Below are 15,422 nucleotides of genomic sequence, written 5' to 3' on the forward strand. Positions count from 1 at the left end.
GTTATCCCAGATTTTTTACAAGGTGTGGACCTATTACATTCGCCAAAGCCAAAGGCATCCGTTGCCACATTTTGATAAATAGCTGATATTTGGGATTTAATGGGTTGGTATCGGGTACTGCTAATGATTGATGCAGCTGATAAGTGTAATGTAGTGCCTGAGCTTCAAAGCCCCAATTTTTTTTGAAGTCAAACGCACCAGTTCCCAGTTTGCTACGACCGAAGTCAAAAATTTTAAGTCCACGTTCACAGGCGCGACGCATTAATTCCCAATACATGAAATCATTGCCCGCGACTTCGCGAGCCTCGCTTTTGCCGCCGCCGTAGTATGGCAATACTTCATCACGGAAATAAAAACTCATCACGCTGCTCACAGTCCGACCGTCTTTGGTGATGGTTAATACTTCACAGTCGGTACCAAAGGTCTGCTTTAGCAAAGTAAAAAACTTTTTGGAAAATACCGGCGTACCTAAGCGATGTACGCTATCAGCATAGGCCGAGAAGAATCGTTCAATATCTTGATCAATTTCACTTTGTAGGCCAGCCTTAATACCTTTGCGCACCATCGCACGTTGCTTGCGCGGGATAGCCAACATGTTTTGCTCTTCGTCGGCAAAAATCTCTTTCCGAAAAGTGACATATAAATCTTTGGTGACCCAATCAGGATGTGATGCTTGCTCGCGATAATTGCGATATTCCAAGTGACCGACTTTGAGAGACGCAGCTAGTTTTTGTGCCTCTTGATTGAGTGCTTCTCTTGCGATATCGGAACTGGTTGCTATGCCACCATAAACACAAAAAGGTAAAGCAATGAGAGAGTGCCCGAACAAAAAACTTTTTATTTGAGCCAATGGCAAGACGCCGATGATTTCTCCATTGAGTTCTGCATAGAAAAACCAGGTTTTATGACCAAAGGCTTTTTCAATAACGGTTTGCCAGCCAGCCCGATGAAAAAAACTAGCTTCAGGGTTGGATAGTACAAACGCATCCCATCTGGCTAAATCACTTGCCTGCATTAAGCGAATAACAGGAGTTGATTGGATGGATGTCGGTTGCGTCGGCAAGGAATTGACGACAGCGTTCAATTGGGCACCAGAAAAATTTCGTCCATACGACCCCATTGAAAATCGCGGGTCAGCGCCTTGAGGCGATTTTCAGTACGATCAAGATTGACGTAATGACGGAAGCGGGTTTTTAAATTGATCTGATGTTGACGTGGTTGCCCTGGATCTATTTCCCACGGATGGAAATAGAATATGCCGGATTGCTTATCTTGTTGGTTGACTCTTTCCAGTAGCCAGCGGGAAAGCTGGTAGGGAAATAGACGGAAAAAACCACCACCGCCTGCGGGGAAGTTTTTTTGGAAAAAACGTACGGTCGTGATCGGCAGTTCTAATAAACCATCTTTGCCGTTCGGGTAAAAACTGAAGCGAGGCGCATCCGGCATCCCATAGTGATCGTGCTGAATTGGATAGATGCTGGAGCTGTATCGATATCCTGCCTGGAGCAGCAAATCGAGCGCCCATAAATTATTTGTCCCGATAGAAAAGCTGGGAGCTCGATAGCCTAGTACCGCTTGGCCACCGATATCTTCTAAAATCTTTTTGCTACTACTGATGTCTTCCAGAAATTGCGCCTGACTTTGATCCGACGCCCTCAAATGGCCATAACCATGGCTTGCCAGTTCATGACCTTCTTCAACGATACGTTTTACCATAGAAGGATAACGCTCTGCGAGCCAGCCTAGTGTGAAGAAGGTTGCCTTAACTTGCGCCTGACTGAGCAGCGCGAGTATGCAATCCATATTTCTCTCCACGCGGCAAGGCAAATCTGACCAGCTATCGCGTGATATGTGTCCAGCAAACGCCGACACCTGGAAATAATCTTCTACGTCAATCGTCATAGCATTACGTATGCCAGATGAAGAAGGAGATTTGCTTGAAAGTGACATGATGATATCCGTACCGATGCTTATTGTTGGGGTTTAATGGCGATACCAAGCTGCGCACCGATTACGGCGGCAATTCTGTCAGATGCATGACCATCCCAATATTCTGGGATGCGCCCGGCTTTGCCGCCGGTTTGCATCACATCTTTAAAAATTGCCATAATTTTTTCGGGATCTTGTCCGGCGATAGTATTACTACCTTCTTCAACCGTAATTGGTCTCTCAGTGTTATTTCTGAGTGTGATACATGGCACACCAAGAGCCGTTGTTTCTTCTTGTATGCCGCCGGAATCTGTGAGTACCAACTTCGCATCTTTCATCAAACCTAGCATTTCAAGGTAACCCATCGGGGGCAGTAATAAAATGTTTGATGAGTCCAATAACTTCATCAGACCAAATTTTTCCAACATGGATTTCGTACGAGGATGTACTGGAAAAATGACCGGTACTTCCGTACTGATTTTGACGATGGTTTCCATCAAAGCGGTCAAAATCGCTTGATCATCGACATTTGATGGACGATGCATTGTTACAACCACAAAGTCTTTTCGTCCTTCTAGAAAACCAGCACGTCCAGCATCTGCGGCGATCGTGCTTGGAGCAATTGTCCGGCTCAGATTATTTCTGAGCGTATCGATCATGACATTACCGACAAAGTGTATGCGACCAGCTGCAATACCCTCACGCGCTAAATTATCTTTAGCACTTGGCTCCGTCGTGAACAATAAATCGGAGATTTGATCCGTCAATACGCGATTAATTTCTTCTGGCATTGCCCGGTCAAAACTACGTAAGCCTGCCTCCACGTGGATCACAGGAATCCCTTTTTTACTGGCGACCAAGGCACATGCAATAGTTGAGTTGACATCACCGACAACCAGAACGGCGGACGGCAAATCATCGCCCATCGCAGTTTCAAAGCGACACATGACTTCGGCCGTTTGTACTGCATGGCTGCCAGAACCTACCTCTAAGTTGATATCAGGGGAGGGGATGCCCAACGCGTCAAAGTACTGTTCGTTCATTGCGACGTCATAGTGCTGACCTGTATGTAATAAGGTCACTTTTAGATGAGGTTTTAATGCATTCAGAGCGGCCATGATAGGCGCTATTTTCATAAAATTTGGGCGCGCACCGACGACGCAGATAATGCTGCTCGTGCCGCTTGAACTTGGATTTAAAACCTGCATTAATTGTCCTTCTCAGAATATTGATTAATTCGTGTCGGTGGAAGCATTTTTTTTAAGGCATCAATTACTGAAAGGATAGAGCGTTCCATTTTTGCCATTCTGTCGTCTATATTTTCCAAACTGGTATTTGACGAATCTCTTGCATTCAACACGTTATTACCTTGATCGGCATCCTTAGCGGGTAATTGAAACTCTTGTCTGATATCGGCAATCACTTGATTGACTTCAGCCTCTCCGAATGCATGTAATTCTTCCAGATAACCCATCAAGAACAGACGGTCGCATAAAGAGTTAATTTTTCTTGGGATGCCACCGCTATAGTTGTAAATAGCCGCAAATGCTCCTGCATCAATACTAGGATCATTTTTCCAGCCGACGGTGTGTAAGCGATGCTCGATATAAGACTGCGTTTCAGCTAAGTCGAGTGGCCCGAGGTGATAGCTGGCAATCACCCGCTGCAATAGTTGCTGCATATCGTCGCTCAGTAGGGTTCGCCTAAACTCAGGCTGACCAAGCAAAAAGGTCTGTAGCAATGATTTGTCCGCTGTCTGAAAGTTGGATAGCATTCGTAGTTCTTCTACAGCTCTTGGTGTCAGGTTTTGCGCTTCATCAACTACCAATAGCGCACGTTTACCTTGCTGATCACATTGCTTAAGAAATTGCTCCAAACGCGTCAGCAGAGTTGCTTTTGATGCGTTTTCATATTCAACGCCGAATGCTGAAGCAACCAGGCGCAGAATGTCATCGGAACCCACATGCGTATTGACAATTTGTGCGGCAAGAATATTTTCAGATTCCAGTTCGCAAAATAGATTGCGCATCAGGGTTGTTTTGCCCGCACCAACTTCACCCGTGATGACAATAAAGCCCTCGCCTTGTGAAATACCATATTCCAGATATGCCATCGCACGCTTATGTCCTTTGCTACCAAAGAAAAAGCGTGGATCTGGTTTTAATTGAAAAGGTTTTGCGCTAAAACCGTAATGTGACTCATACATCTGATACCTGACTCCGCTAGAAACCTAGCAATAAAAATAGTGTGACTGCATTTTCTGTGAAGCTGTTACTGCTTAATGTCGATTGTTTTTCGACTCGGCGTACTTCAAGCGTGGCTCGGAGTTTCGCTTGTAATTGCCTGGAAATAGAGGCGCGTAGCGATTTGTTATTGTCTTTAATATCGGTAGCAAGCGAATTGACTCTGGTAAAAGTCGCACTGACATTGGCATTTGTTCTGGAAGACAATTGCCAATTCCAGACTACATTAGCGCCAGTCTGTCTGGTGTTGTCGAGCAGGCTTGGATCATTGGCGCCCAATAAAGCCACATCAACATCACTGATCGATTGCGCTTCACGTCCGATTCTGAACACATTAAAAATAACAGTATTTCTTGCGCCGTTGAGCGCTACCGATCCCTGCAGACTCTTTTGCAGAAAAACGCGATTGGTTATTGTGTTTACTGGTTGAGAGAGGCTAGCCGGCAGGTTGGTATCTTTAATGAAGTTATCAATTAATTGCTGTCTGGCTGCATTGTCAGGAACGCTTGCTTTCCATAGCTGATTAAGGAAATCGGATGTATTCACGCTTGCCGCGACTAAATATTGTCCACGTGTTGTCGTAATGTCTTCGTTATATCCTAGGCTCCAGATGCTGCCTCGTGTTCTTTGATTTGCAGTCAACGAATAAGTCGAGCCATAAAATCTTTTCCCCGCACTGACGGCCAGTTTAGTTCTCTCTGTCGGCGTCCAAGCAAAGCCGCCTGACCAAAAATATCCAGATGGTTTTTCACCCGTAGTTTTATAGTTATTATCCTCATAACCAGCAGTTGCGGTAATAGCGAATAGAGGCGAGATGAAATAACTGGCATTAGCCGTTGTCGTTTGAAAAGTGACATCGCTTTGCTGAGGATAATGGATTTTTTGGTCGTTATATTGCAGTCCCCAAGTGACTGTTTTAAATGCGGAGCCGCTGTTTGCGCTGAGCTGTAACTGGTCAGCCTTACTATCTAAGCCATTTTGCACGCTGGTAGCGACACTGCTTCTGGTATAGCGTAGTTCGCTTGAAAATTCGTTATCAAAATTTTTGCGGAAATACGGAGAAACGCTATAGGTTCTTACCTCGACACGATTATTTGATAAATTAAGATTGTCAGCGGCAGCACTTTGAAATGGCGATGAATTTTGCTGACTAATATTTGAACTACCGTCTAAAAAAAAAAGACCGCGAATAAGTTCGCTATTGGCCGTAGCGTTCAGTATATGGTTAGTCCTTACTCCAGCACTATCTGACGAGTAATAAAGATTTTGCATGGCATAGTCTGCATGCAACTTTAATTGCGAACCGGTTGCTGTCAGCGAGAATCCCGGAGATGCCTGTGTAATGAAAGAGCTCTCATCATTGCCTTTTGGTAACAGGCGCACATTGTCAGTATAAGTTTCACTCAAATTGACACTTGGCACAAACTTCCATTCTGCTGCCAGAACAGGTTGCGCAAATAATAAGCCGATCAAAGGTATGCTCGACACCACGCGAGATGGAATCGCCATGAGCGCCGAAACGGGTAATTTCTTAACCGTAATAATGGCCATAGTAATCCCCATTTGAGAACGCTTTAGCTTTGTTATAAATTAAGTTCACATTGGAGCGAGATTTTAATTGGCCTAATACTTCTTTCACTACGTGTTGAGTTGTTGACTCTGCTTCAACCACCAAGACAATTTGCCCCATCTGATTTGCTAATACTCTCGCTTCTGTCGTCAGCAATAAAGGTGGTGAATCAAAAATCACAATACGATCTGGATACCGGCTTGCGATCTCATTGAGCAAATTACTCATACCTTGGCTGGCTAATAATTCTGTTGATCGTTTATGACTATTCCCTGCTCTCAGAATACTTAAAGTATCGATATTAGTTCTGAGCATTGCGTCTGCCAGATCAAGTTTGTCATCGAGTAAAACATCCAATAGTCCGATTTCTGTGGTGTCACCGGTTGTTTGTAGATTTAAATATCTTGGAACTGACGGGCGGGCTACATCCGCATCAACCAATAAAACTGTGTGATCCAATTCCATCGCGATACTTATCGCTAGATTGACAGCGCAAAAGGTCTTACCTTCTCCAGGTAATGAGCTGGTCACCATAATTAAATTGCCATGGTGAATCGGACCATTTTTTTGATTAAACGCTTTCTCGATAAGAGGACGCTTAATTAATCTAAACTCTTCAGCGATGGCAGTGCGCTCTGCATCAGGCGTTACCATGCCTAAGCGATGCAATTGAGCGATGTCTATTTCAACTTTTCTGGTGCTATTTTTACCAGGAGCCTGCTGTGGATTAATTACGATGTCATTAATGGCAGGTTTATTTGTGACTGCTTGTGGCGGCGTAGCTTCTACTGGCGCTTCGATTGGATGCGCAGCAATGGCTTTTCCTTGCTCTAATCTACTCGCCGCTTTTTCAATAATGCTCACGCTAACTCCAAATAAATTTACTTCTTTTACGGCCGGATCCTGATTTGAATCGGCTCATTGTAATGGTACTTAAGGGCTGATTATTATTTTAGATAAACCATGCCCATGATTGCCGCAAAAAAAGCGAATAGAACGAATGAAGATGCCGCAAAACCATACAGGCTTTGTTTCTGGCGTTTCTTTTCATTGTCTGTCCAATTCATTGATACCGTACCAAGAATTGGTAATCCTGTAACTTCCAGTAAGTCGGTATGAGATAGAAAAGTTGGTCTGATTTTACTCATCAAAACAGCGCCCGCCAAACCTATTGCAATCGCTGCGAGAAACACCAGTGATAACAGTCTTATTCTGTTTGGACCTATCGGAGTAAGCGGCGCTGTAGGTGGATCAACAACGCGGAAAGTCATCATTTCTGTCGTGGTACTCAAATCACCTGACAATTTTGCCGATTCTCTGCTGGCCACTAATTTTTCGTAATTTTCTTTATTAATTTGGTAGTCGCGGTTTAATTGCGATAACTGAGACTCTATTTCCGGCGCAGCAATACTCAGCGCTTTTAGTTTTGTACTACGATTTGCATACTCATCTACGCGGGCTCGCATTGACGCCACCCGAGCTTCTGCTCCAGACAAAGAAATCTTCAATTGTTGCAACAAAGGATTCGCTGAAACGATTTCTGCGTCAGGCTTCCTTACTTTTGCCTCTTCAATTTTTCGCGCTTCAAGTTGTGCGATCAGTCGTTTTGTGGAGACAATATCTGGATGCTCTTCTGTGAACTGTAAGCGTAGTGCATCCAGATTTTTGTTAAGGGTTTGAATGCGCGTATCAATCTCTGGATTTGGCGCAGAGGAGGTTTGACCTGGTTTAAGCGTATTTTCAGTGGTTAAAACTTGCCGTTTAATTGCATCTCTAGCTTGTTCAGCTTCTACTAGTTCTAACCGAGCCTGGTTCAAACTTTCTGTCATTGCCGACAGCTTGGTGCCAGAGTCACTACCTGGCCCAGGCAGCAGGCTCATGTTTTTTAGTTTGAAATCTTTCAGAGCATTCTCTGCAGTGACTAATTTTTCTTCGTATATTTTGATTTGTCCGTCAATAAACACGACGGCTTTGCTAGAGTCTTGTTTTTTATCGCCGAAACTTCCTTCAACGAAAATCGTCAACAGCGCCTGAACTACATCTTTTGCTAATTTCGGATTTTCGTCGTTGTAAGTAATTGTATAAATATCGTTTTGTACCGTGCCGCCAATTTTTATTTGAGCGATCAGGTTTTCGATCAGACGTTCCCGATCTTTACCAGTGTTGGCTTTGATATCCAAATCGACCATACGCATGACTCTCTCAACGTTAGGTCGACTGAGTAAGGTACGACTCATGATAGAGACTTGTTGTTCTACATTGGGGACGCTGGTCATGCTTGATAGCAGCGGCTTTAAAATGCTTTGGGTATCTACAAAAACACGTGCAGAGGACTGGTAATTATCTGGAAGCGTGTAAACAACCACAAAACCCAATAGAGAAACGAGCCAGGCTATCGTTACTGCATACCAGCGATATTTCCACCCACCCCTCAACAGGGATTGTAGCTGCGTTACCAGTTCCTCCATCTTCTTAAAGTCTCCATATGAGCTATTTTCAGTAGCAATTTGTAGTTGCAATCAGTTATCGGCGCGGATATAAAAGCACGATTATTTTGTGCCTCATAATATTATGTAAATATAAAAAAAACAAGTATATTCTTGATGCGATGCGCGCTAAATACAATGAAAGTATGACCTTAAAACGAGTTTTCTTTCGAGAGTTGTGCATACTTTGCATCTCTGCCAATACTTTTTGAAATAAGTCCTATTTTTAAACTGAATTCTGTTCATTCTATGAATAACATATTTGACATAAGCTTTCGTTTTTGTAGAAAGTTACTGTCTATTTTTTCCCACAATCCGACTAAAAATGTCAATAAAGTTATGCTTTAATAGCAATTTATTGTCTTGTTTTTAAGCCTGTTGGTGGTACCATCATGTTGTTAACTTCTGTTGAGTCGTATATACGCGGCTTGATGCGGCAGGACACTCAATCATCGTAAATAGGAATAGGGGACTCGCGTGAAAAAGCTACATACCAAAACATTAAGATGGCTTTCATTTATCTCAGCATCATTGCTCATGCTGGCGATTAGCGGATGCGCGAGCAACTTAACCCCGGCGCCGACGGCGGAATCGCAAGCGCCTACTCACGATTATTTGATCGGTGCTGGCGATACGGTCAACATCATTGTCTGGCGCAATCCAGAGGTATCAATGGTTGTGTCAGTCAGACCGGACGGTAAAATTACTACGCCGTTGGTAGAGGACGTCGTCGCTATCGGCAAAACATCGACCGAACTAGCGCGAGATATTGAAAAGGCCCTCGCTAAATTTATTCAGCAGCCAGTTGTGACAGTGATCGTGACTAATTTTGCCGGTCCTTACGAAGAACAGATTCGCGTCATCGGCCAGGCAGCTAAACCACAAGCACTGGCTTACCGCAAAGGGATGTCTGTGATGGATGTGATTATCGCCGTAGGTGGCATGACAGAATTCGCTTCCGGCAATAAAGCAAACATTATTCGCACCATCGATGGAAAGCAACAATCTTTGAATGTACGTCTTAATGACCTGATCAAAGATGGCGATATCTCTGCTAACGTACCAGTGCGTCCTGGCGATATTCTGGTAATTCCGCAAAGCTTTTTTTAAGTGTTGCGAAATCTTCGAAAAGAAATTACATCAAGGTTTCATTTGATTTAAGTGGATCAAACTTAAGAAAATCAAATTTCCTTACAAGAAAGCCACTTCTGATTTTTTAGAAGTGGCTTTCTTATTGGGTAAAAGCATATTGCTTATACTCCCCCAATATTTTTTCAATTATGCTTCATTGTCCAATGATTCTCTGGACAATCAAAATATACTTGCCGGTAGTATATCGCATCCAGACTTCCCATTTGACTGCAAGCGTTACAGCGACAATTATCTGGGCAAGATACAGAAAATATTGTTTGTATCGTCCTCGCATCTGGTGGCTTAGTTCGCCATATGCCTACTGGTTGCTGCTCTAGTGGAAAATCTAAAAGCCATCAATGTGGGAACTGGTAATGATTGCCCGACATTAAGGCTGCATATCAAAAAGCAGAGCTTTACCTCAGCTCTGCTTTTAGTTTGATCACTTTACATCACCAAATCAGATCAGCTTACAGTTGTTTTAGTAACGTCTTTGCCTCATCTGTTTTTGCAAAGTTTTTACCTGGTGCGGTAATCATTTCCAGCTCTTTTTTTGCTTTGACTTTGTCGCCGGATTTAGCTAACGCAACCGCGAAATGGTAATGAATATCCAAGGCATCTGGCTGTAACTCACTCGCTTTTTGCAGCAATTGCAAAGCGCGTGCGGTATTGCCCTGATCAAGCAATATCCATCCTAGCGTATCCATAATCGCTGGATTATCGGGTGCTAGTTTGCTGGCCCGTTCCGCATATTCAACGGCACGTTTATCTTTTTCTTCAGAATAAGCCCAGGCAATATTATTTAGCGCGGCAATATTATTAGGATCGCTTTTTAAAATAATCTGGAATTGTTCTATCGCTATCTGTTTGCCTTTAGGGGCAGTCAGGTTGTACGTGCCCCAATACATGTGTACTGCATTATCGTCTGGGTGATCTTTAAGCCATTGGACTACACGGGCATCTGCTTCTTTAGTTTTGCCATCCTGGATCATGACATTGTGCAATTTGACGACAGTTTGCCCGTTCGCATTGATTTTGAATGCCTGCTCGTAGGCTTTGATCGCTAAAGCGGATTTTTTTTGCAGCGTTAATGTATCGCCTTCAAGCAGGAATCCTGTTGGTACTTTTTGATCTTGCTTTTGTATTTGTCGAGCAATAGCGAGAGCTTCATCAAAATTATTATTCTTAATTTGCAGGCTAGCCATTGCGAGTTGACCTTGCAAAAATTTAGCATCCAGACGCAAAGTCTTTTTCAGTGACTCCATCGCTGCTGCCTCATTCCCCATAGACATCTGCGTGGCGGCGACTTGGAATTGTGCTGGCGCGGATTCTGGCAATAGAGCGGCAAGCTTGGTAAAACTATCCAGCGCAGCGGCTTTATCACCCGTTGCTGTCTGAATTTGCCCGAGCAGGGCAATCAAGTCGGGACTCTTTGGATTAGTCGCTTGCGCATTTTTCACAAACGTAATCGCTTTTTGTTTGTCGTTCATACGCAGATACTGCGTTGCTAGCAATTGCGTTATTTGTGCATTCTCCGGGTGATCTGCGTTGGCACGTTCCAACCAGGTTTTTGCAGTTTCATTATCACCTTTAGATAAAGCGAGTCCTGCTAAAGCAGTCATTGCCGCAAGATTTTTTTTATCTTTTTCCAGGACGGCTTCGAGGCGTTTTTTTGCAGCGTCAGGTTTTTTCTCGTCAACATCGAGTCTGGCTAAATTGGCGATCGCAGGGAAAAAGTTTGCTTGCAAACTCACTGCACGCTCAAAACTGGCACGTGCATTGGCAGGATCTTTCTTGCTCAGATAAATGCCGCCTTTTAGATTTTGTATTACCGGATTCTCAGGTTGTTCTTTCTCTGCCGCTTTTGCTGCAGCAAGCGCCTTATCGTATTCTTTTAGTTTGAGATGAGTCATGATTAACAAGACGTCAGCTTTAGGTGACTTGTCATCCATCGCGGCGGCTTTTTCTAATTCTGCAATCGCTTGAGTACTGTCGCCTTGTCCCAGCTTACTCATACCTAGCGCAGTATGATACTCCGCCGTTTTGGGTGCCAATGTACTTGCCTTGTCAAACACCTCTGCTGCTTTGGTATAGTCTTTTGCCTGCATATACGCTTCACCGGCTAAGCCTAGCAACTGAACGTCATCTGGACTAGATTTGAGTGCAGCTTCGACTAAGGCAATCGCTTTTTGCGGCTCACCATTTTTAAGTACTGTGGCAGCCAGTAATTTCTGTGCGTAGATACTACTTGGTACTTTTTCCAGATATTTTTTTAAATCTTGCTCAGCTTGTTGTGTCGCACCCAACGCATACTGCACTGCGCCAGATAACAAAACGGCAGGCATATATTCAGGGGCAACACGCAAGACTTGTTGCAGCGATTCTTTTGCCGCAGAATTTTTGCCTTGGCTGAAGTCCAGCAGTGCCTGTGTGTACATCGCTAGCAAATTACCGCTGGACGCTTTTTTTGCAGCATCAATGTCTAGTTTGGCTTCGGCGAATTTTTTCATGCCAATTTCCAGATTAGCTCTGACGAGCAGCGCTGACGCGTTTTCTGGCTGCAATTTCAGTGTTCCGGTGTAGGCAACCAAGGCTTCGTCCAACTTGCCTTGAGCGCGCATCAAATCACCTTTAAATAACCATGACGAGATACTCGCAGGATTTTTTGTGACCGCCTGATCTGTATAGCGAACGGTCTCTTCCATGTTCTTGGTGGCATACGAATATTTAGCCATACCGATTAACGCATCTGGAAAATCTGGCTTGGCTTTTAATGCCTGCTCAAACGCGTCCTTTGCTTCTGGTGACTTGTCGAGCGACAAAAACGCATTACCGCGTAGCGTCAATAAATCGGGGTCTGTTTTTGATTTAGGATCTTTGTCTGTTTCGTCTATGACTTTTTGAAACTGACCCTGGGCTAGTAAGGCTTTCGCTAAATCCGGCATTAAGGCGTTTTGATCAGCACCTAAACTGATCGCTTTACGAATTTCTTTTTCTGCGGATACTGCATCACCGGTCTGATTATAAATAGCGCCGAGTAAGAAGCGGGCGTCTTTATTGTCAGGATCTTTTTGGAGAACATTTTTGAGCTGGATGATCGCTGCTTTGGTGTCGCCTTTTTGTTGATATTGCTTAGCTTCGGCGAGCAGTTTTTCTGAACTTTGTGTCTTACTGCAGGCACCCAAACTTGCTATGAGTACGACGGTTGCTGACAGCATGGCGACTGATGCTTGTTTGTTGCGATTGCGTGACATATGTTTATCCTATAACTCAAATGAATGCGGGTTGGTGATGTATGGAGTAGCAATAACCGATGGATCTTGGCGCAACTTCGATATACCTCAATTGCGATAGTCTAAAACCGATCGATTTCTAGATCGATTTCTATATACTCCCCATAAAAATATTAATTAATGCTCAGTTGTCCAGTAACTATATGGACACTGAAAATATACTCGCTAAGAGTATATTTTATAATGATGGATGTACCTCGGAGCGGATAGACCGACATTTGCTGCTCCCGCGTTTGGCGTTGCAGTTGACTTGCCTGGTAGGGCCAGCCAACATGAATCTCGGAACGCAGCGTTATTTTTCGCAATCTTATGTTGTCTTCCCATTCTGTTTTTTATTTAAAGTTATTTTGCCGAGATTACACTATTTTTAAACTGATTCCCACAGCGATAAAACGAAATATGCTCTCAGGTAATAAAGACGAGCTACTCTTTACTTTATGTCGTTTTTTGAGACGGACTTATTCAGGAATCCAGCTAAAGATTGCAGTCCAATTTTTATACGTCGCCCAAGGATATGCCGACCAGCCAGAGCAACTCCCACAAGCGTACCGCGATTGAAGGCCGTAATGCCCCAACGTTCTCGTCTATGCGACATCCACTCCTGCTTGTACGGTTCGTCTCCGGTCAGGTAATCCACCTCAGTCACTTTGTCGATATCAATCACATGTCGCATCACATGCGCAGTCAAGATAGAGCCGACTGATAATTTGACATATTGCTCATCGTAAGCGAGTTTGTAGATGGATGCGACTTGGTGATGAACTAGCCAGATTTGCGCTGCCGCTGCCCGCCCGTCAATGTAGGCAATACCCAGACGCAGCCAGCCTTCGTCCGCCGATAATGCGATCAATTGCGGGATAAATGCAGGATAAGTTTCTGAATTTTTCCAACTTGCCGCATACACAGTTTGGTAATCCTGAAGCGCCTTATCTAGCGACTCGCCTTGCTGAAAAATAGTCATCTCTAGGCGCTCGGCTTTAATCAACTGCTTGGATTTTCTGAGTATGGTATTTTTTAATTTTGACGGGAGTTGTTCAAAGTATTCTTGATATGAGCGTCCCCTGATATCGAGATACCAATTGCCGAAACAAAAATATGTTTGTATCGCCATGTTGACACGTTTCAGCGCAGCTTCTAGCGCGTCAAAATCAGAAGTTAGCGGATCCATAGGATGGAAATTGATTACGTCCCAGCGTGGTTTTTCTGACGCCATCATAGCGATTAATGCTTGTATATCGCTACGTTGAGCTTCGCCATCATTGTGTGCAATCACTGAATACAGCGATGTATAAAAATTCGACAAAGAGGTCAGCGTGTTGATAGATAAGCCAAGTTGCGAGTACCGCGCCGCCCACATCGGTAGTGCTGCTGTCATTGGATTTGCATCGGTTTCTGATTCGAGGCAATAAATATGCAAAGCGCTATTAGCAGGTCGCGCAGACAGATCTAAGTTTTTTAGCCAGGCGAGGCTGGCGAAGATATTTTTGTGCGACGTTGTTGATTCAAACAACTGCAGGCCAGTGGCAGGGAGTGTTTTGAAGTCTTTGTAAACGCGAACCTTCTTCATTAAAACAACCTCGGCATGAAGGCAATAAGGTGTAGAGAAGGGAGGCAAAGGGCGTTCAATTTTTCTTGTGAACGCCCTTTGAATGAATCATGGGTTGACTGTGGGTTGCCAGCCATGTGTTGCTAGCTCAGGTACTGGCTGTGTCCGGTACTAGCTGTTACGAGCTAGCGCTGGTTAAGTTCTTTTTGTACCAGTCCATTGCTTCTCTCAGGCCCTTATCTACGCTATGGGTTGGCGCGAAATTCAGCAATGTTTTTGCCTTGCTGATGTCGGCCTGAGAATGACGGATATCGCCATCTCTAAACGCTTCATATTTAGGCTGATGCGATTGCACGTGCGGGAAACTATCGAGCAATAAATCACGCATCATATGATAAAGCTGATTCAGGCTAGTGGTGTCGTTGAGTGCCACGTTATAGATTTGGTTCACCGCGTCTGGGTTTTGACTCAGCGCCGCTAGTATATTGGCTTGCACGACATTATCGACAAAACAGAAATCTCTGGTGGTTTCTCCATCGCCATTAATACGTAATATCGAGTTCTGGATTAATGCGGCGATCCATTGCGGAATTACAGCAGCGTAAGCACCATTCGGATCTTGTCTTGGGCCAAATACGTTGAAGTAGCGTAAGCCTACTGACTCGACTCCATAGCAACGTGCAAACACGTCGGCGTACAACTCATTGACATACTTAGTGACCGCGTATGGCGACAATGGTTTACCGATCACCGATTCGATTTTAGGTAAATCAGGATGGTCACCATAGGTCGAGCTGGATGCCGCATAGATGAAGCGTTTTACTTTGGCATCTCTGGCAGCCGTCAGCATATTAATGAAGCCGGTGACGTTATTTTCATTTGCCAGCAAAGGATCTTCTATCGAGCGAGGTACCGAACCTAAGGCCGCATGATGCAACACATAATCAACACCTTGACTCGCAGACTGGCAGTCTTCCAACTTTCTGATATCGCCTTGAATAAAGGTAAAATTCGGCCATAATTCTGCGCCGACCAGATCACGTACCTGATCCAGATTGTGCTGATGACCTGTCGAAAAATTATCCAGGCCAACTACTTTCTGGTTTAATTTTAATAAGGTTTCCAGCAGGTTGGAGCCAATAAAACCCGCTACTCCGGTAATTAGCCAACAAGATTGCTTCGCCTTCAATTCTTGCTGGATCGTCTGATATGTTGTCATTTTTT

Annotated in this window: 11 protein-coding genes; 1 reads left to right on the plus strand and 10 read right to left on the minus strand. The window is 44.1% G+C overall.

The features are described from left to right. Position 1 precedes the first annotated feature (1 nt). The 7 genes from AAKU64_RS12845 to AAKU64_RS12875 form a co-directional block, all read right to left on the minus strand. Positions 2–1,084: a FemAB family XrtA/PEP-CTERM system-associated protein gene (locus AAKU64_RS12845; protein ID WP_503012581.1), complete on the minus strand. Its 1,083-nt coding sequence runs from the start codon at positions 1,082–1,084 to the stop codon at positions 2–4. Continuing rightward, the gene (locus tag AAKU64_RS12850) at positions 1,081–1,950 is read right to left on the minus strand and encodes an XrtA system polysaccharide deacetylase (protein WP_354330189.1); all 870 of its coding nucleotides are present in this window, start codon (positions 1,948–1,950) and stop codon (positions 1,081–1,083) included. Before AAKU64_RS12850 ends, AAKU64_RS12845 begins: the two co-directional genes overlap by 4 nt. 20 nt (positions 1,951–1,970) lie before the next feature. Further along, the gene (wecB, locus tag AAKU64_RS12855) at positions 1,971–3,137 is read right to left on the minus strand and encodes a non-hydrolyzing UDP-N-acetylglucosamine 2-epimerase (protein WP_354330190.1); all 1,167 of its coding nucleotides are present in this window, start codon (positions 3,135–3,137) and stop codon (positions 1,971–1,973) included. Further along, complete coding sequence (locus AAKU64_RS12860) at positions 3,137–4,135, minus strand: XrtA/PEP-CTERM system-associated ATPase (protein WP_354362220.1); 999 nt, start codon at positions 4,133–4,135, stop codon at positions 3,137–3,139. The genes wecB and AAKU64_RS12860 overlap by 1 nt, the downstream gene beginning before the upstream one ends. A 16-nt stretch (positions 4,136–4,151) precedes the next feature. Next, positions 4,152–5,723, minus strand: coding sequence for a TIGR03016 family PEP-CTERM system-associated outer membrane protein (locus AAKU64_RS12865; protein WP_354330194.1), 1,572 nt, complete (start codon positions 5,721–5,723; stop codon positions 4,152–4,154). Then, positions 5,704–6,606, minus strand: coding sequence for an XrtA-associated tyrosine autokinase (locus AAKU64_RS12870; RefSeq protein ID WP_354330196.1), 903 nt, complete (start codon positions 6,604–6,606; stop codon positions 5,704–5,706). Before AAKU64_RS12870 ends, AAKU64_RS12865 begins: the two co-directional genes overlap by 20 nt. Before the next feature lie 83 nt (positions 6,607–6,689). Beyond that, complete coding sequence (locus tag AAKU64_RS12875) at positions 6,690–8,210, minus strand: XrtA system polysaccharide chain length determinant (protein WP_354330198.1); 1,521 nt, start codon at positions 8,208–8,210, stop codon at positions 6,690–6,692. Between the two features lie 555 nt (positions 8,211–8,765). Between AAKU64_RS12875 and AAKU64_RS12880 the strand changes: the two genes are divergently transcribed. Then, positions 8,766–9,338 (plus strand): XrtA/PEP-CTERM system exopolysaccharide export protein, encoded by a 573-nt coding sequence (locus AAKU64_RS12880; RefSeq protein ID WP_354330281.1) that lies wholly within the window; start codon positions 8,766–8,768, stop codon positions 9,336–9,338. Positions 9,339–9,829: 491 nt separating this feature from the next. Here the strand turns inward: AAKU64_RS12880 and prsT are convergent, their stop codons facing one another. The 3 genes from prsT to AAKU64_RS12895 form a co-directional block, all read right to left on the minus strand. After that, positions 9,830–12,613: an XrtA/PEP-CTERM system TPR-repeat protein PrsT gene (gene prsT / locus AAKU64_RS12885; RefSeq protein ID WP_354330200.1), complete on the minus strand. Its 2,784-nt coding sequence runs from the start codon at positions 12,611–12,613 to the stop codon at positions 9,830–9,832. Positions 12,614–13,082: 469 nt separating this feature from the next. Continuing rightward, the gene (locus tag AAKU64_RS12890; protein ID WP_354330202.1) at positions 13,083–14,219 is read right to left on the minus strand and encodes a GNAT family N-acetyltransferase; all 1,137 of its coding nucleotides are present in this window, start codon (positions 14,217–14,219) and stop codon (positions 13,083–13,085) included. 157 nt (positions 14,220–14,376) lie between these two features. Next, a complete protein-coding gene (locus tag AAKU64_RS12895; protein WP_354330204.1) occupies positions 14,377–15,417 on the minus strand; it encodes an SDR family oxidoreductase in 1,041 nt (346 codons plus the stop codon). Positions 15,418–15,422: the final 5 nt, after the last annotated feature.

The organism is Undibacterium sp. GrIS 1.8 (genome assembly GCF_040544445.1).
Taxonomy (GTDB): Bacteria; Pseudomonadota; Gammaproteobacteria; order Burkholderiales; family Burkholderiaceae_D; genus Undibacterium.

What these genes read in the sequence shown, in the direction of transcription:
- AAKU64_RS12850 (WP_354330189.1), bottom strand. Translation starts at nt 1,950, where the DNA reads ATGTCACTTTCAAGCAAATCTCCTTCTTCATCTGGCATACGTAATGCT.
- wecB (WP_354330190.1), bottom strand. Translation starts at nt 3,137, where the DNA reads ATGCAGGTTTTAAATCCAAGTTCAAGCGGCACGAGCAGCATTATCTGC.
- AAKU64_RS12860 (WP_354362220.1), bottom strand. Translation starts at nt 4,135, where the DNA reads ATGTATGAGTCACATTACGGTTTTAGCGCAAAACCTTTTCAATTAAAA.
- AAKU64_RS12865 (WP_354330194.1), bottom strand. Translation starts at nt 5,723, where the DNA reads ATGGCCATTATTACGGTTAAGAAATTACCCGTTTCGGCGCTCATGGCG.
- AAKU64_RS12875 (WP_354330198.1), bottom strand. Translation starts at nt 8,210, where the DNA reads ATGGAGGAACTGGTAACGCAGCTACAATCCCTGTTGAGGGGTGGGTGG.
- AAKU64_RS12880 (WP_354330281.1), top strand. Translation starts at nt 8,766, where the DNA reads ATGCTGGCGATTAGCGGATGCGCGAGCAACTTAACCCCGGCGCCGACG.
- prsT (WP_354330200.1), bottom strand. Translation starts at nt 12,613, where the DNA reads ATGTCACGCAATCGCAACAAACAAGCATCAGTCGCCATGCTGTCAGCA.
- AAKU64_RS12890 (WP_354330202.1), bottom strand. Translation starts at nt 14,219, where the DNA reads ATGAAGAAGGTTCGCGTTTACAAAGACTTCAAAACACTCCCTGCCACT.
- AAKU64_RS12895 (WP_354330204.1), bottom strand. Translation starts at nt 15,417, where the DNA reads ATGACAACATATCAGACGATCCAGCAAGAATTGAAGGCGAAGCAATCT.